Origin of the sequence: Enterovibrio calviensis DSM 14347, from assembly GCF_000621165.1 — a bacterium.
Classification (GTDB): Bacteria; Pseudomonadota; Gammaproteobacteria; order Enterobacterales; family Vibrionaceae; genus Enterovibrio; species Enterovibrio calviensis.
The window spans coordinates 101324-118004 of sequence record NZ_JHZA01000010.1 but is presented as its reverse complement, the minus strand read 5'-3'; the positions used below and the strand labels follow the sequence as shown (position 1 = coordinate 118004).

Here is a 16681-nt window from a genome sequence, read left to right as displayed (position 1 = left end):
AAAACAGCCGCAATGCCAGCGGCTGTTTGCATTCTTGCCCTTCTTCTCTGACAATACCCACCAATTTATAGGCCGCTGTATGCTATTGCGGCCAGCCAGACTTTAGAATTTTAGGAAAAACCAATGAATCCGTCTGTTTACCTGGTTAAAGGCCGTGAAAAATCACTTCGCCGTCGCCACCCATGGATTTTCTCTCGTGGCATTCAACGTGTTGAAGGTAAGCCTTCTCTCGGTCAAACAGTGGATGTGTATGATCATCAAGGCCAGTGGCTTGCCCGTGGTGCGTTTTCTCCTAATTCTCAGATCCGTGTTCGCGTCTGGTCATTTGAGCAAGAAGAAATCGATGTCGCTTTCTTCAAAAAACGCCTACAAGAAGCACAAGGTCTTCGCGATACCTTAGCCACTCGTGATGGTCTAACGGGTTACCGTTTGATTGCAGCAGAGTCTGATGGCCTGCCAGGTATCACCATTGACCGCTATGAAGACTTCATGGTTTGTCAGCTACTCAGCGCTGGCGCTGAAGCGCAGAAACAAAACCTTGTTGATGCAATTGTCGAACTATACCCAGCATGCAGCATTTACGAACGTTCTGATGTGTCTGTTCGTAAGAAGGAAGGTTTGAAAGAACGTACAGGCGTTCTTCACGGCGAGATGCCACCAGCATCATTGGTCATTGAAGAAAACGGCGTGAAAATCAGTGTTGATATCACTGGCGGTCACAAAACGGGTTTCTACTTGGACCAACGCGACAGCCGTGAAGCATCAGTGAAATATGTGAATGGTAAACGTGTACTTAACTGCTTCTGCTACACCGGTGGTTTTGGCTTGTACGCACTCAAAGGCGGCGCGTCAGAAGTGATCAATGTCGACGTGTCACAACCGGCATTGGACATTGCAAAAGCTAACGCCGAAATGAACGGCTACGACATGTCAAAAGCGCAATTCGTGAATGCAGATGTGTTTAAGTTGCTACGTGAATATCGTGACAGCGGCGAGCTGTTCGATGTCGTGATCATGGATCCACCAAAGTTTGCTGAGTCTAAGTCACAATTGACCGGCGCATGCCGCGGATACAAAGACATCAACATGCTAGCGATGCAGATCTTGAAACCGGGCGGGACGTTACTGACTTACTCTTGCTCTGGCTTGATGGATAACTCACTGTTCCAAAAAATCGTTGCGGATGCCGCCCTAGATGCGCACCGTCAAGTTCAATTTATTGAACGTTTTGAACAAGCAGCCGACCACCCACTAGATAGCGCCTACCCAGAAGGCTTCTACCTGAAAGGTTTCGCCTGTTACGTAAAATAAACAAGAACCAAGCAACCTGAAATTGCAGGACTCAGGTTGCTTGGGTATACACATTTTGGCCTACCCTTTTTTCGTGGGCCTTTTTGAATTATTTAGGGGAACACGATGAAAAGAACGCCTATTATTGCGTCCTTACTGTCAGCATTGCTGCCAATGTCTGTGATGGCGAGCGTCACATTGCACGTCGACGATAACGTGGAGTTGTTGGCATATAATGGCCAATCACATAAAACAACCATGTTTGGCGGCCAAGACCCAGTGGTTTTGGAGAACGGCACTCAACAAATCGCATTCCGTTTCGTTGAGAGCTTCGAAGAAGGCAAAGATATTTCGTTCGCTAAATCAGATGTTCTGGTTGCGACATTTAATGCCAACGATGAAGACGTCTATTTTGTTTTCCCTAAAATCAAGAACAAGCGTCAGGTTCGTGAATTCAACGACGACCCAACGTTTCAATTGATTGATGCTGAAGACACGCCAATCGCTTTTGAACAAAACAAGCTAATGAAAAGTGGCTTTCAGTTGAGCCGCGACTACGTGGCGGAACTTTCTCGCTTCAATCAAACGGATGAATCCGCATCGCTTCAACTGACAGCAGCGGCAACAGTCGCTCCTTCTACGCCAGCGTCACGCGGTGCGAAAGTGGTACTGAATGACAGTGCGTCGATTGATGAAGTTGAATATCAACTTCACTACTGGTTCCAAAAAGCCAGCCCAGAGACCAAGGCGAAGTTCAAAGCCTACGTGAACACGCAATAACATCAAAAAGGCCACCTAAATCAGGTGGCCTTTTTACTGCCGCAACATATCTACATACGCCTATTGCAGTAAGCAAAACTTACTCTGACAGCATGCGGCTTATATCATCGAGACTCGCTGGGTCATCAATGGTTGACGGTACAACGTAACTTTCTCCATCAGCTATCTGGCGGATAATGCGGCGAAGAATTTTTCCAGACCGTGTTTTCGGCAACCTATCAACGATGATTGCTCGATTGAAGCAAGCGACCGGCCCTATTTCATTGCGTACTTTGGCCACTAACGCTTTTTCGATATCGCCATCATGTGAATAGTAACCGTCTTTTAGCACAACTAAGCCAAGCGGTAGCTGGCCTTTGAGTTCATCATAGACCCCAACCACGGCACATTCTGCGACCGCATCATGTGCGCCCACCACTTCTTCCATTTCCCCTGTTGAAAGCCGATGGCCGGACACATTGATCACGTCATCAATGCGCCCCATCACAAACAAGTAGCCATCTTCGTCCATGTAGCCGCCATCCCCCGAAACATAGTACCCAGAGAATTGCTGCAAATAGCCAGATTCAAAGCGATCGTGGTTTCGCCATATCGTGGACAAGCAACTCGGCGGTAAGGGCCGTTGAATGGCAATATAGCCTTGTTGGTTCGCGACAACAGATTCGCCAAGTTCATTGAGGATCTTCACGTTGAACCCCGGCGTTGGCATGGTCGAGGAACCGGGCTTGGTGATAAACTCCTCAAGCCCCAACGGATTGCACGATATCGCCCACCCCGTTTCTGTTTGCCACCAGTGATCAATCACGGGTCGGCCTGTGTGCAATTCAACCCATTCCAATGTTGGCGGGTCTAAACGCTCACCTGCCATAAAAATACTGCGCAGTGATGCCATCGGATAATCGGCAATCAGTTTGCCTTCAGGGTCTTCTTTTTTGATGGCCCGAAACGCTGTAGGTGCTGAAAACAAGACCGAAACATTGTACTCATCACATACCCGCCAAAAAGCGCCCGGATCTGGCGTTCTAACTGGCTTTCCCTCGAACATGATCGTGGTACAGCCGTGAATCAGCGGGGCATAAACAATGTAGGAATGCCCGACCACCCAACCCACATCAGACGCCGCCCAATACACTTCCCCCGGCTCAACGTTGTACACGGTCGACATGCTGTATTTCATCGCTACAGCGTGCCCTCCATTGTCACGCACCACACCTTTTGGTTTTCCCGTCGTGCCTGACGTATAGAGAATGTACAAAGGATCGGTCGATTGAACGGGAACACAATCATGAGGCGCTGCACGCTCAAACAGTGTCGCCCAATCTGCATCGCGTTCATGATCAAGCGCGGCGGGTTGCTCAGGCCTTTGGTAAACAACAACCGTGTCTGGCTTCCAACGGCTGTCCATCACCGCTTGGTCAACCATAGGCTTGTAAGGGATCACCTTGCACACTTCAATGCCGCATGATGCAGTTAGTAGAACTTTGGGTTCAGCATCTTCAAGCCTGACGGCCAACTCATTGGGGGCAAATCCGCCAAAAACCACGGAATGAATCGCGCCCAACCTCGCGCAAGCCAGCATCGAAATCGCGGCTTGTGGGATCATGGGCATGTAAATCACGACACGATCGCCTTTAGTGACCCCAAGCTCCGCGAGCATGCCTGCGCATTTCGCCACTTGATCACGAAGCACGGAATAACTGTATTGCACTTTCTTGCCCGTTACAGGGGAGTCATAAATCAGCGCGGTTTGATCACCTCGCCCATTTTCCACGTGATAATCCAGTGCGAGATAAGACGTATTGAGTTCACCATCAGGAAACCAGCGTTCTATCCCATTCGCATCATTTTCGAGTGCTTTAGTTGGCGGTGTAAGCCACTGAATGTTCGTTGATTGTTGAAGCCAGAAAGCTTCAGGGTCGTTAACGGATTCTTGATAGGCGTTTTGATAGGCTGACATAGTCATGCTCCTTGCCTCTTGCTGAGGTTTGCTCTTGCTGAGGTTTGCCTTTATGCCCGCGCCATGAAATGCAAAGTGCATTCGGTGAGGGAAAAAGCTTGGCAGCAAGCGGACGTCATTGCTCGCTGCCAAGTAACTGCCGTTTCTCAAGCCTTATACTGACTTGTCGTTGAAACACTAATTAATGGTAAACATCTCCATGAAGCTGTTCACCGGCGTCTTCATTAACGTGTCTTGGTCTAAACACAGTGCGTAAATTCTTTCGGCCTGTGCTGCAGGGAAGCGTGTTAGCAGGTTGCGTTTGAACTTCTGTTCAAGCACTGGAATGCCTTCTTCGCGGCGGCGGCGATGCCCAATCGGATACTCCACTTCCACCTTTTCTGTCGATGTTCCATCATTGAAGAATATCTGAATAGCATTGGCAATTGAGCGCTTGTCGGCATCCAAATAGTCCTCGCTGTAGCGCTTATCTTCAACAATCGTCATCTTGTCGCGCAGCACATCAATGCGACTGTCACCGCGATGAAAGCTATCTTCATAGTGCTCTGCCACCAAGTCACCGTAGATAAGAGGCACGGCAATCATGTATTGCAGGCAATGATCGCGATCAGCGGGGTTCGCCAAATCACCGACTTTCGAAATGATACGAATGGCTGATTCATGAGTAGTCACTTCGATACGCTCAATCTCATCGAGACGGTTTGCCACTTCTGGATGCAGCGTCACGGCGCATTCAACCGCCGTTTGCGAATGAAACTCAGCAGGGAATGAAATCTTGAACAACACATTTTCCATCACGTATGTATCGAACGCTTGGTTCACGCGAAATGACTCACCTTTAAACAGAACGTCATAGAAGCCCCATTTTTCTGCGGTCAGCACCGATGGTTGCCCCATCTCACCCTTCATGGTGATCATCGCCAATCTCACGGCGCGAGAGGTTGCGTCACCCGCTGCCCAAGATTTGCGAGAGCCCGCATTAGGTGCATGACGGTAGGTACGCAGCGCGCAGCCATCGACCCATGCTTGTGAGAGCGCATCAATCACTTGGTCGCGACTACCACCTAACATGCGCGTAACCACGCCTGTTGATGCAACGCGAACCAGTAGAACGTGGTCCAAGCCGACTCGGTTATAGCTGTTCTCCAACGCCAATACGCCTTGGATTTCGTGCGCTTTGATCATCGCCGTCAGAACATCTTCCATGGTCAACGCCGATTTCCCTTCTGACACGGCAACACGGCTTAAGTAATCGGCGGTCGCCAGAATACCGCCGAGGTTATCAGACGGATGCCCCCACTCTGCGGCCAGCCAAGTGTCGTTAAAATCGAGCCAGCGAATCATACAGCCAATGTTGAAGGCGGCAGTGATCGGGTCAAGTTCGTGAGAAGTGCCCGGCACACGTGCACCGTTTCTGACCGTCGTTCCCGGTACAAGCGGCCCCATATGTTTGGTGCACTCAGGGAAACGCAGCGCCAATAACCCACAGCCTAAGGTGTCCATCAAGCAGTTACGTGCCGTGTTGTAGGCTTCTGCCGAGGTGATCTCTTTATCACACACATAGTCAGCAATGTTTTGAAGTAGCGCATCAGGCTCTGGACGTTGGTTTACATCGACATTCATTGACATGTTTCGGTTCCTTCCCTTAATCAGTTATTGGCGTTTTTCGATGGGTAGCCAGTCTTGATGCTCTGGCCCAACGTAATCAGCACTCGGTCTTATAATTCGGTTATTTTCGCGTTGTTCGAATACATGTGCACACCAACCAGTGACGCGACTCATTACGAAAATAGGGGTAAACAATTTGGTAGGAATTCCCATGAAGTGGTACGCCGATGCATGGAAGAAATCGGCATTAGGGAACAAGTCTTTCTCGCGTTTCATGACCTGCTCGACGCGCTCAGATACGTCATACAGCATGGCATCTGGCGCTGAAGCAGATAGCTGTTTTGACCACGCTTTGATCAGCGCATTACGCGGATCAGATTCGCGATAAATGGCATGTCCAAAGCCCATGACTTTTTCTTTGTTTGCCAGCATCCCCATGAGCTTGGTTTCGGCTTCATCCGGAGATGCCCAATGTTCGATCATGTCCATTGCCGCTTCGTTCGCACCACCGTGCAAAGGGCCGCGCAAGGTGCCAATGGCCGCCGTTACACAAGAATGGATGTCAGATAAGGTTGATGCACAAACGCGTGCGGCAAATGTTGAGGCATTAAATTCGTGTTCTGCATAAAGCACGAGCGAACAATGCATAACACGAGTATGTAACTCGGTCGGCGTGTCGTCAGATAGCATATCGAGGAAGTAGCCAGCGATAGTGTCTTGGTCACTGATTGCGGTATCAATGCGAACACCATGATGGGAGAAGCGATACCAGTAACAGATGATGGCGGGTAGATGCGCCAGAATCGTATCGGATTTATCGGATTGCTCTGAGAAGTCGAGTTCCGTATCCAGATTACCCAGCATCGAGCAGCCTGTTCGCATCACATCCATGGGGTGCGCATCAGCTGGTATATTCTCAAGCACAGTTCGCAGCGCTTCCGGCAACCCTCTTTTTGCAACCAACGTTCTTTTGTAGTCACTCAAGGCTTTGGCATTCGGTAAGTGCCCTTTTAACAGGAGATACGCGACTTCTTCAAACTCCGCATGATGGGCAAGATCGGTAATGTCATAACCTCGGTAGGTTAAACCCGTACCTGTCTTTCCGACCGTACACAGCGCCGTGCTGCCCGCACTTTGACCACGTAAACCTTCTCCGCCCAACGGCTTGTTCTTGTCCGGCATGTCCTGCTCCTTGTCATTGACTAGTTCATTGTTTTTATTGCTTTCCTTTCGTTTTCAGATCTTTCACATTGCCTGACGATGGTCAGGACTATTCTTTATCGGCAAACAGCTTATCGAGTTGCTGTTCGTAGTTGTGATAGCCGAGGTAGCGATATAGCTCCTCTCGGGTTTGCATGGTGTCGACCACGTTGCGTTGATGGCCGTCTTTTTTCACTTGTTGGTAAACGTTCAATGCCGCCTGATTCATGGCACGGAATGCCGAAAGAGGATAAAGCACAAGATCGACCCCGACTTCATCCAACTCACTCACAGAAAACAGCGGGGTTTGACCAAACTCCGTAATGTTTGCCAACACAGGAACATTCAGGGATTGGGTGAAAATTCGGTACTGATCGAGGGTATTAATGGCTTCTGGGAAAATCATGTCAGCCCCCGCTTCGACACAAGCGTGCGCTCGCTCTAACGCGGAATCGATGCCTTCAACCGCCAACGCATCGGTTCGCGCCATGATCACGAAATTGGGATCCGTTCTAGCATCGACCGCGGCTTTCACTCGGTCGACCATTTCAGATTGGCTAACAATGGCTTTGTTTGGACGGTGACCACAGCGTTTTTGTGACACTTGGTCTTCGATATGCACTGCCGCCACACCCGCTCGCTCCATTTCTCGAACCGTTCGCGCAATGCTGAATGCCCCACCGAAACCGGTATCAATATCCACCAGTAGCGGAAGGCTCGAAGCATCTGTGATACGACGAGCATCTTCTACAACATCATTGAGTGTGGTGATCCCCAAATCGGGTAAACCAAACGAGGCATTCGCCACACCGCCACCAGAAAGGTAAATGGCCTGATGTCCCGTTTGCTCCGCTAGCATGGCGGTGTACGCATTGATCGTACCCATGACTTGTAATGGTCTGCTATTTGCAACGGCTTCGCGGAACATTTTCCCTGCGCTCATGAGGCTTTCTCCCTGTCTGAATTAAGTTGCTTCGCGGCCAATTCCCCACTGCGGCGAATGTGTCTTCGCATCAACATTTCCGCCAGCTCTGCATCTCGCTCTTCTAATGCGTTGAGTATCTGAATATGTTCGTCTAGTGCACGCTCTGGGCGAGATTGAGTCCGTGTTGATTGAGTGCGATACATACGAACCAAGTGGTAAAGTTCGTCGCATAACAAACTGATTAATTTGTCGTTTCTACTGGCTTGAATGATCCGATAGTGAAAATCGAAATCACCTTGCTGATGAAAGTAAGTTGCGCCATCAACATCATCGATATGCTGCTGATGACGGTGTAATAAGGATTTAAGCGCTTCAATCTCTGAAGCGGTGATATTCATGCAGGCCTGTCGTATTGCCATGCCTTCCAATGCTTCTCGCACGGCGTAAATCTCGGAAAGCTGAGCGGCGCTGATTGCCACCACCCTTGCACCAACATGCGGTACGCGCTCGACCAACCCCATGGATTCCAATCGCATCATGGCTTCCCGTAACGGGCCGCGGCTTACACCTAGCTCTCGCGATAACTCAGGCTCAGAGATCTTGCTACCCGAAGCAAATTTGCCACTGACGATGGCCTCTATTAGCCATTCGGTCATCCCTTCTGATTTGGTGACATCTTTCATTGTGCAATTCCTTGCCTGTCGACAATGTGTTTAAGCACCCACTCGCATAAAACACCACATTGTCGACAACATTTATTGTTTGGTTAATTATTAGCCGCAAATGATGAGTTTATCAAGCAAGATTGTCGACAATCGTTATTAGACATTGGTCTACCCAAAAACATTATTGAGCAAATATTCAACGCACAAAATTCATGCATTTGATGAATGTGTGTCAGTTGAAATTGTGAATCAGTACTAGAAGCGAACAGCTTTTTTTTCCAGTTACGGACTAGAGATCTAAAACTCACAAAAACCACCGTGTCTCATAAATGCAACTGTCCTACTTTATTTATTACGCGATTTAAGTTGCGTTAATTACAAATAAATCAATAAGTAGTTTCAATTTTCGAGGTAATTCCAATGGATGTGTCACGCAAGAGCAAAGGCTTCACGATGTCGGCAGTCGCCGTCGCGTGTATGTTTGCTTTCAACGCGCAAGCAGCAACCGATTGTTCAAATATTGAAGAATGGAAAGATAGTGCGGCCTACGGTGGCGGTTCTACTGTCCAGCAAGATAACACTGTATATAAGGCTAACTGGTGGACAATGGGTAACAACCCAAAAACGTCTTCCGGTCAGTACCAAGAGTGGAAAGTCATTGATCAGTGCGATACGGGCGGACCTGTCGATCCACCGAAAAATCAACTTCCTACCGCGTCAATCGACGCTCCAAGTGCTAGTGACAAAATCACGACCGGCGACAGCGTCACGCTGCGCGCTTCTGCAGCAGATGCTGACGGTACGGTCACCAGCGTAGAGTTCTTCGTTGATGGCGCATCTGTCGGCACCGACAGCACAGCTCCTTACTCTATGGCTTGGACCGCTGCGGAAGGTCTTCACACCATTACGGTTAAAGCAACCGACGATAAAGGTGCAGTAACTGAATCAACGGCACTTAGCGTTACCGTTGAAGCGGGCACCGTTGAACCAGGTAACAACCCACCAACAGTTTCAGTCCTACCTTCTGCAACAACCGTTGACCAAGGTGCGGTTGTTACCCTGACTGCGGATGCCGCCGATACCGATGGCTCTGTGGCGAAAGTCGATTTCTATGCTGCGGGTCAGTTGATTGGCTCTAAAGCAGCAGCACCGTTTACGTTTGATTGGACAGCGAACAAAGTTGGCAATGTCTCTGTTTACGCGAAAGCGACTGATAACAAAGGCGCATCAACCGATTCTGCTTTGATCACGGTTAACGTAACTGGCGCGCCTACCGTGTCTAACTGTCGCCCTGAAGGTTTGTACCAAACTCCTGGCGTGAACGTACCTTACTGTACAATTTACGATTCAGAAGGCCGTGAAGACATGGGTGCTGACCACCCTCGTCGTATCATCGGTTACTTCACAAGCTGGCGTTCGGGCGATGACCCACAAGCCGCTTACCTTGTGAATGACATTCCTTGGGAAGAACTAACGCACATTAACTATGCATTCGTGAGCATTGGCTCTGACGGTAAAGTTAACGTCGGTGATGTGAACGACCCAAGCAATGCCGCTGTGGGTAAGGAATGGGCTGATGTTGAAATCGATCCAGCACTAGGCTTTAAAGGCCACTTCGGTGCACTTGCTACCTACAAGAAAAAACACGATGTTAAAACACTGATTTCTATCGGTGGTTGGGCTGAAACTGGTGGTCACTTCGGCAACGATGGCAACCGTGTTGCAGATGGTGGCTTCTACACCATGACAACCAATGCCGATGGTTCTATCAACCATGCTGGCATCCAGAAGTTTGCAGATTCTGCTGTTGAAATGATGCGTCAATATCAATTCGACGGTCTGGATATCGACTATGAGTACCCAACCTCAATGGCAGGTGCAGGTAACCCATACGACAAAGACTTCATGGAACCACGTCGTGCTTACCTATGGGCATCATATCAAGAGCTAATGCGCGTACTGCGTGAGAAAGTCGACATTGCGTCTGAGCAAGACAGCCAGCACTACATGCTGACTATCGCAGCGCCATCTTCTGGCTACCTGCTACGCGGCATGGAAACCTTTGATGTCACTAAGTACCTCGATTACGTCAACATCATGACGTATGACTTGCACGGTGCTTGGAATGATCACGTTGGTCACAACGCGGCTCTATTTGATACAGGTAAAGACTCAGAGTTGGCAGCATGGAACGTCTATGGCACTAGCCAATATGGCGGCATGGGCTACCTGAACACTGACTGGGCATACCACTACTTCCGCGGTTCAATGCCTGCTGGTCGTATCAACATTGGTGTTCCTTACTACACCCGTGGTTGGCAAGGTGTCACAGGCGGTGAGAACGGTCTGTGGGGCAAAGCGGCGCTTCCAAACCAAGCTGAGTGTCAACCTGGCACGGGCGAAGGTGAGAAGAACAACTGTGGTAACGGCGCAATTGGTATCGACAACATGTGGCACGATACTGATCCGAAAGGCTACGAAATGGGCGCAGGTTCTAACCCAATGTGGCACGCTAAGAACCTTGAGAACGGTGTATTCGGTTCTTATGCGTCAGCGTACAAACTTGATCCTGTAAACGATCCGCAAGACAAGCTAGTTGGTAAATACGAGCGTAACTACGATGCTGTCGCAGTTGCACCATGGTTGTGGAATGCTGAGAAAGGCGTGTTCCTGTCTACTGAAGACGAAGCGTCTGTCAGCGTGAAATCTGACTACGTTATCGACAAAGGTATCGGCGGTATCATGTTCTGGGAACTGGCAGGTGACTACGCATGTTACCAACTAGATGCGAGCGGCAACCGTACTGACGTTGTCGATGCAACCGAGAACGCGTGTAAGACGGGTAATGGTGAATACCACATGGGTAACACCATGACGAAAGCCATCTACGACAAGTTTGCAGCAGCAACACCGTATGGTAACAAACTGTCTGACACACCTATGCCGTTAGAAGCTGTGGACATCACTGTTTCGGTCGGTGGCTTCAAAGTGGGTGATCAGAACTACCCTATCAACCCTAAAATCACCTTCACCAACAACACTGGTACTGATCTGCCGGGCGGAACGGAATTCCAATTCGATATTCCAACCTCTGCACCGGACAATGCAAAAGATCAATCTGGTGGCGGTCTGAAAGTGATTGCTTCGGGTCATACCAAAGCAAACAACATTGGTGGTCTTGAAGGTAACATGCACCGTGCAGCATTCTCGTTGCCAGCATGGAAAGCACTACCAGCCGGCGCGAGCTACGAATTGGATATGGTTTACTACCTCCCAATCTCTGGTCCAGCTAACTACACCGTGAACGTTAACGGTGTCGACTATGCCTTCGCGTTTGAATACAGCGATCTGCCTCTGGCTGACCTGTCAGGCTCTACTGGCCCAACAGATCCAGGCAACCCGAACCCAGGCACTTGTGATACGACGGGTCTAAGCGTTTACCCTGACTTTCCACAAACTGACTGGCAGGGTAATCCAAGCCATGCCAATGCTGGCGACCAAGTTGTTAATGACGGCAAAGTGTACCAAGCCAACTGGTGGACAGCGTCTGTTCCAGGAAGCGACGGTAGCTGGGCTAAGGTGTGTGGTTAATCACCACATAACCATATGACCAACACATAAACCTTAAAGCCGGCTGAATCAGCCGGCTTTCTTTTTGATGCCTAAACCCCTTTAGCACTCGCCACACCCTGAACAAGAACGTCTTATCCCGCTGTCTCATATGACTTTCGCACCCCGAATTCGGTCACCACTTAAGCGAGTTGAATCTTAAACTGAACGAAAATTCATACAATTTGAGTGCTATTCCTGAGCGCACAGTCGTATCATAGGGTGTCTTTTGACGATAACTCCCTATCGCCAATTCCTTTTTCGTATATCGAAGGTTCCATGATCTACAAACTCTTTGAGCGATTTACACGCGCATTTCCGCCTGAACAACCTCAGCAGCCGCCGAAAGGCTTACTCGCTTTTTGCCGCCATTACACCAAAGGTTTTGAGAAGCCCTTGGTTGCCATGTCATTTCTTACTGCGCTGATTGCCATTGCAGAAGTTTCTCTCTTTGGTTTTATGGGACAACTGGTCGACTGGCTTACCCATCAAGACAAATCGACGTTCTTGGCCCAAGAAGGCGATACCTTGGTCGGTATGGGCATTCTGGTATTAATTGTCATGCCATTGCTCGTCTCGCTGCACTCTTTGGTGTTGCATCAAACCCTGCTGGGCAACTATCCGATGTCCATTCGCTGGTCGGCGCATCGCTACTTACTCAAACAAAGTATCGGTTTCTACCAAAACGATTTTGCGGGTCGCATAGCCACCAAGGTTATGCAAACCGCCCTATCGATTCGCGAAACTGTCATGAAACTGCTCGATGTCGCGGTATACATCGGGGTCTACTTCACCACCATGCTGGTGATGGTTGGTCAAGCTGATATGCGTTTGGTGGTGCCTTTGCTTATCTGGCTCTTGGCATACATTGGTATTCAAATGTACTTCGTCCCTCGACTAAAAGCCGTTTCTACTGAACAGGCTGATGCCCGCTCTCTGATGACAGGCCGTATTGTCGACAGCTACACCAACATCGCGACGGTAAAGCTCTTCTCTCACACCGAACGCGAAACTGAGTATGCAGAAGAAGGAATGGATACCTTTCTCGACACGGTTTACCGTCAAATGCGTCTCGCAACAGGCTTTAACATCGCGGTCGAAATTATCAACTATGCATTGGTGTTTGCCATTAGTGCGATATCCATTTGGTTGTGGTTGGATTCCGCAATCACCATTGGCGCGATTGCCATTGCTGTGAGTCTGGCGTTACGCATCAATGGCATGTCGAAATGGATCATGTGGGAAATTGGCTCTCTGTTCGAAAACATCGGTACTGTTGTCGATGGTATGGAAACCTTGTCTAAGCCCGTTGATGTGTCAGATGCTCCCAACGCCCCAACCCTTGCTGTACCGAAAGGCGAAATAGCGTTTCAAAACGTTAGCTTCCATTATGGGGAAGACAAAGGCGTGATTGAAAAGCTCAACCTAAACATTAAGCCTGGCGAAAAAGTGGGGCTTGTTGGGCGTTCCGGCGCAGGTAAATCTACGCTGGTAAATCTGTTGATGCGTTTTCACGATGTGGAAGGCGGTGAAATTCTTATCGACGGCCAAAACGTTTCCGCCGTCACCCAAGACTCTCTCCGCGCAAACATCGGTATGGTGACGCAAGATACGTCGTTGCTGCACCGCTCTATCCGTGACAACATCTTGTATGGCAACCCCGATGCTGGCGAAGCCGCGATGTTAGAAGCGAGTAAGAAAGCGCATGCCCATGACTTTATTGAGCAGCTAAACGACACGCATGGCAATCACGGCTACGATTCTCAAGTGGGTGAGCGCGGAGTGAAACTGTCCGGCGGCCAACGCCAACGCGTCGCAATTTCTCGTGTTCTACTCAAAGATGCGCCAATTTTGATTTTGGATGAAGCGACATCAGCATTGGATTCAGAGGTCGAAGCCGCAATTCAAGAAAGCTTGTATGAATTGATGCAAGGAAAAACGGTGATTGCGATTGCGCACCGCTTATCAACGATTGCTGCAATGGATCGCTTAATCGTGCTGGATAACGGCGAAATAGCAGAACAAGGCACACACCAAGAATTGATTGCTAGCGGCGGCATTTATGCCCAGTTATGGCAGCATCAAACCGGTGGATTTATTGGCGATTAATCGCCGATTTCCGTCCCGAGAAAACAGGCGCATCACGCGCCTGTTTTGTTATCTGCACACTCCAATTTCGCATTTATAAGACACCTCTCCTACCCTTATCTGTGAGCAAACTATTAAAGGAAGGACTCATGTCATTGACCAAATTCGCTGCAAAATCTTCGTTTATTGCCCTACTCGCATTCGGCCTAACCGCATGCACAGACTACGACCCTATTCCCGTCAGCCAATGCAGTAAAGTGGTCAGCCATGCTCAGAAAGTACTTGGAGCGATGGCACCTTCAGCGGGCGAATTAATGGGACAGTGCAAATCCGCCACTGACAGTGAGCGAGGGTGTGTGATCGCAGCAACCAAAAAAGGCCAACTTGCTCAATGCCTCTAAAGGCTCAACATGCCGTATAATGGCCCCGTTATTTTAGCGGGAGCCATTTATGCAACGTTCCACCCTCGTCGGTTTGAAAGTCGGCCTAATCGCCCTTCTCATCTTTGTCGCCATGATAGGTATGAGTACCAACTCGCCAGCAACCGAATGGCTAAAAGAAGCCTTTCACGGTATTAGCTTTGCGTTTGCATTTGGTTTGGGCGCACCTGAAGCCTTAGCTTATGTGCTCGGCGGCGTTGTGTTTGTGGCGATTTTCTGTGCCGGATATTTTGTCGGCAAAAAGGCATCTAGTAAGCTCGATGGATAACGGCGCAAGGTGACAACCTTGTGTTGAGATACTGCATCAGAACAAAATCTAAAGACAAAATTCAAATACAAAAGACAAAGAGAAGAGGCCATTTGGCCCCTTCTCTTTTTTCTGTCTTTGCTTCTAACCCTAGATCTATGTGTTCATCAGAACATACTTAAATCTTGTCGACCAATTTTTGTAGCAGACGAATCATTTCCTTACGCTCATCGACGCTCAAGACTTCGAGGGTCTTTTGATTAATAGCGGCTGGGATCGGCAACAATTCATGCTGTATCTCCCTACCCTTGTCAGTGAGATAAATGCGAAATGAGCGGCGGCTATTTGGGTCAGCCTGACGTTCCACTAATCCAAGCGCTTCCAGTTTGTCCAATGTTCTTGTTGTCGTGGAGTTTTCAACTTTGGATTTAGCGGCAATATCACGTTGAGTGACGCCTTCTTCTTCCCACAAGCACATCAGGGTGGGCCACAATGCCACGGTCAAACCGTGCTTCTTCAATTCATTATCAAAGGTTTTTGACGCGTCATTTGCAACAACATTGACTAACCAGCCAAAACTGCGCTGCCTATCGAATTCCTTCTTCATTTATTACTCACATTCATGCTAACGCAACTATTCCCATGGTAACTGATGTTGCCAACACTAACATCAACAATGCACGCCATTGGGAAACAAAAATGACGGCTTGTGATGCACTTAGGTGTTTTTGTCTGCCCGTCACCATTGCCCAAGTAAGCGGCTTCGAACGAAATTTATAAACGAGAATGGCGCCCACATGCACAAAAACCAACGCAGGTAATAGATGAGCAAGTTGAACATGCACCACTTCTAGCCAATAGAAAACCGTGTCTGTTAGCACGAGATCCGCATAAGGCAATGCATCAAAAAAACCTGTCAGTGCTAGACCAGAAATGCATTGTAGGAACAGCGCGAAAACTAAGCTAATCACCATCCATCCCCCAGCCGGATTATGGCCAGGCTTGATCTTCTCTCGTCCCTTTAAGTAGTTCACAACATGCTTTGGCGAACGCACAAACTGTTTGAAGCGGCTGGTTTCGCTGCCCACAAACCCCCAAATCATACGCCAAATGATGAGTGTCGTGATTGCCAAACCCAACTGGACATGAGGGCCATTTCCAGAAAAACCCGACAACGTTAACGCGACAAACAACAACGCTTGAGCCCAGTGATATAGGCGAGTTGATAGATCCCAAACTTTCATTTCATTGCTCTCAATAAGGTTGACTCACTTCAATGAACGGGAATTTACACCGCAACAGTTGCTATTGCAACTATTGCGGTGTAAATTCACTCCTCAAATATATGACCCCTTAATACCGATATGAGAGTGACCCGATGAAACGATTGATCGTCAGCCTAACTTGCTTTGTTCCAATGCTGGTCAATGGACAAGATTACTCAGCACAAATAGAGACAAGACAGCAAGCATTCGTAGAAATAGGAATACTGGCAGAGAAAGCGGAGCAGCTGATTGATGGTGACAATACTGACTGGCCAGCGCTGGAGTCTGTCAGTGCTGAACTAAATTCTCACAGCCAATCGTTGTTTACTTTGTTTCCTTCTGGCAGCCAAGCAACAAGTAAGGCGCAAGAAGCAGTATGGGCAAAACCCGAGAAATTCAATCAGCTGCTCATTGAAATGGATGCAGGTTTTCAAGCGCTTTATCAATCGACAAAAGAGCAAAACGCCAATGGCGCTGAAAGCGGTATAGAAGAAGCACAAAGTACATGTAGAGGCTGTCACCGCACCTACCGTGCGCGTTGGTAACTTGTTTTTATTTGATTGGCATGGCGAACGCCAGTCTTGCTAAATGAAGAGATAAATATAGG

General features: G+C 48.8%; 14 protein-coding genes. 7 read left to right on the top strand and 7 right to left on the bottom strand.

Features of this window, described 5'->3' with window-relative positions; translation table 11 throughout:
* The first annotated feature begins 123 nt into the window (after window positions 1-123).
* Window positions 124-1311, top strand: a complete 1188-nt coding sequence (locus tag Q365_RS0110345; RefSeq protein ID WP_028023277.1) for a class I SAM-dependent methyltransferase — start codon at window positions 124-126, stop codon at window positions 1309-1311.
* 105 nt (window positions 1312-1416) lie between these two features.
* Window positions 1417-2070, top strand: coding sequence for a YccT family protein (locus Q365_RS0110340; protein WP_028023276.1), 654 nt, complete (start codon window positions 1417-1419; stop codon window positions 2068-2070).
* 79 nt (window positions 2071-2149) lie between these two features.
* Here Q365_RS0110340 and Q365_RS0110335 read toward each other — a convergent pair whose 3' ends face one another.
* The 5 genes from Q365_RS0110335 to Q365_RS0110315 form a co-directional block, all read right to left on the bottom strand.
* Window positions 2150-4081 (bottom strand): propionyl-CoA synthetase, encoded by a 1932-nt coding sequence (locus Q365_RS0110335; protein WP_281173699.1) that lies wholly within the window; start codon window positions 4079-4081, stop codon window positions 2150-2152.
* A 123-nt stretch (window positions 4082-4204) separates the two neighbouring features.
* Complete coding sequence (locus tag Q365_RS0110330) at window positions 4205-5656, bottom strand: bifunctional 2-methylcitrate dehydratase/aconitate hydratase (protein WP_028023274.1); 1452 nt, start codon at window positions 5654-5656, stop codon at window positions 4205-4207.
* A gap of 24 nt (window positions 5657-5680) precedes the next feature.
* Window positions 5681-6817: a bifunctional 2-methylcitrate synthase/citrate synthase gene (gene prpC, locus Q365_RS0110325; protein WP_028023273.1), complete on the bottom strand. Its 1137-nt coding sequence runs from the start codon at window positions 6815-6817 to the stop codon at window positions 5681-5683.
* Window positions 6818-6905: 88 nt separating this feature from the next.
* Window positions 6906-7778 carry a methylisocitrate lyase gene (gene prpB, locus Q365_RS0110320; protein ID WP_028023272.1) on the bottom strand — a complete coding sequence of 291 codons (873 nt, stop codon included), beginning with the start codon at window positions 7776-7778 and terminating at the stop codon, window positions 6906-6908.
* Window positions 7775-8443 carry a GntR family transcriptional regulator gene (locus Q365_RS0110315; protein ID WP_028023271.1) on the bottom strand — a complete coding sequence of 223 codons (669 nt, stop codon included), beginning with the start codon at window positions 8441-8443 and terminating at the stop codon, window positions 7775-7777. Before Q365_RS0110315 ends, prpB begins: the two co-directional genes overlap by 4 nt.
* 402 nt (window positions 8444-8845) lie before the next feature.
* Here Q365_RS0110315 and Q365_RS0110310 point away from each other — a divergent pair, with 402 nt between their 5' ends.
* The 4 genes from Q365_RS0110310 (at window position 8846) to Q365_RS0110295 (ending at window position 14830) form a co-directional block, all read left to right on the top strand.
* Window positions 8846-12016, top strand: coding sequence for a chitinase C-terminal domain-containing protein (locus tag Q365_RS0110310; RefSeq protein WP_035024786.1), 3171 nt, complete (start codon window positions 8846-8848; stop codon window positions 12014-12016).
* Between the two features lie 297 nt (window positions 12017-12313).
* The gene (locus tag Q365_RS0110305) at window positions 12314-14143 is read left to right on the top strand and encodes an ABC transporter ATP-binding protein (RefSeq protein WP_035024783.1); all 1830 of its coding nucleotides are present in this window, start codon (window positions 12314-12316) and stop codon (window positions 14141-14143) included.
* 128 nt (window positions 14144-14271) lie between these two features.
* On the top strand, window positions 14272-14523 hold the full coding sequence (locus Q365_RS0110300) for a hypothetical protein (RefSeq protein ID WP_028023268.1): 252 nt from the start codon (window positions 14272-14274) through the stop codon (window positions 14521-14523).
* A 49-nt stretch (window positions 14524-14572) separates the two neighbouring features.
* On the top strand, window positions 14573-14830 hold the full coding sequence (locus Q365_RS0110295) for a hypothetical protein (RefSeq protein WP_028023267.1): 258 nt from the start codon (window positions 14573-14575) through the stop codon (window positions 14828-14830).
* A 157-nt stretch (window positions 14831-14987) separates the two neighbouring features.
* Here the strand turns inward: Q365_RS0110295 and Q365_RS0110290 are convergent, their stop codons facing one another.
* The gene (locus Q365_RS0110290; RefSeq protein ID WP_028023266.1) at window positions 14988-15416 is read right to left on the bottom strand and encodes a MarR family winged helix-turn-helix transcriptional regulator; all 429 of its coding nucleotides are present in this window, start codon (window positions 15414-15416) and stop codon (window positions 14988-14990) included.
* Window positions 15417-15429: 13 nt separating this feature from the next.
* The gene (locus Q365_RS0110285) at window positions 15430-16053 is read right to left on the bottom strand and encodes a cytochrome b/b6 domain-containing protein (protein WP_028023265.1); all 624 of its coding nucleotides are present in this window, start codon (window positions 16051-16053) and stop codon (window positions 15430-15432) included.
* A gap of 134 nt (window positions 16054-16187) precedes the next feature.
* Here Q365_RS0110285 and Q365_RS0110280 point away from each other — a divergent pair, with 134 nt between their 5' ends.
* Entirely contained in the window at window positions 16188-16619 is a 432-nt protein-coding gene (locus Q365_RS0110280; RefSeq protein ID WP_028023264.1) for a c-type cytochrome, read from the top strand.
* Window positions 16620-16681 lie beyond the last annotated feature (62 nt).

Excerpts from the sequence above, each read along its gene's own strand:
- Q365_RS0110345 (WP_028023277.1), top strand. The coding sequence starts at position 124 with ATGAATCCGTCTGTTTACCTGGTTAAAGGCCGTGAAAAATCACTTCGC.
- Q365_RS0110340 (WP_028023276.1), top strand. The coding sequence starts at position 1,417 with ATGAAAAGAACGCCTATTATTGCGTCCTTACTGTCAGCATTGCTGCCA.
- Q365_RS0110330 (WP_028023274.1), bottom strand. The coding sequence starts at position 5,656 with ATGTCAATGAATGTCGATGTAAACCAACGTCCAGAGCCTGATGCGCTA.
- prpC (WP_028023273.1), bottom strand. The coding sequence starts at position 6,817 with ATGCCGGACAAGAACAAGCCGTTGGGCGGAGAAGGTTTACGTGGTCAA.
- prpB (WP_028023272.1), bottom strand. The coding sequence starts at position 7,778 with ATGAGCGCAGGGAAAATGTTCCGCGAAGCCGTTGCAAATAGCAGACCA.
- Q365_RS0110315 (WP_028023271.1), bottom strand. The coding sequence starts at position 8,443 with ATGAAAGATGTCACCAAATCAGAAGGGATGACCGAATGGCTAATAGAG.
- Q365_RS0110310 (WP_035024786.1), top strand. The coding sequence starts at position 8,846 with ATGGATGTGTCACGCAAGAGCAAAGGCTTCACGATGTCGGCAGTCGCC.
- Q365_RS0110305 (WP_035024783.1), top strand. The coding sequence starts at position 12,314 with ATGATCTACAAACTCTTTGAGCGATTTACACGCGCATTTCCGCCTGAA.
- Q365_RS0110300 (WP_028023268.1), top strand. The coding sequence starts at position 14,272 with ATGTCATTGACCAAATTCGCTGCAAAATCTTCGTTTATTGCCCTACTC.
- Q365_RS0110295 (WP_028023267.1), top strand. The coding sequence starts at position 14,573 with ATGCAACGTTCCACCCTCGTCGGTTTGAAAGTCGGCCTAATCGCCCTT.
- Q365_RS0110290 (WP_028023266.1), bottom strand. The coding sequence starts at position 15,416 with ATGAAGAAGGAATTCGATAGGCAGCGCAGTTTTGGCTGGTTAGTCAAT.
- Q365_RS0110285 (WP_028023265.1), bottom strand. The coding sequence starts at position 16,053 with ATGAAAGTTTGGGATCTATCAACTCGCCTATATCACTGGGCTCAAGCG.
- Q365_RS0110280 (WP_028023264.1), top strand. The coding sequence starts at position 16,188 with ATGAAACGATTGATCGTCAGCCTAACTTGCTTTGTTCCAATGCTGGTC.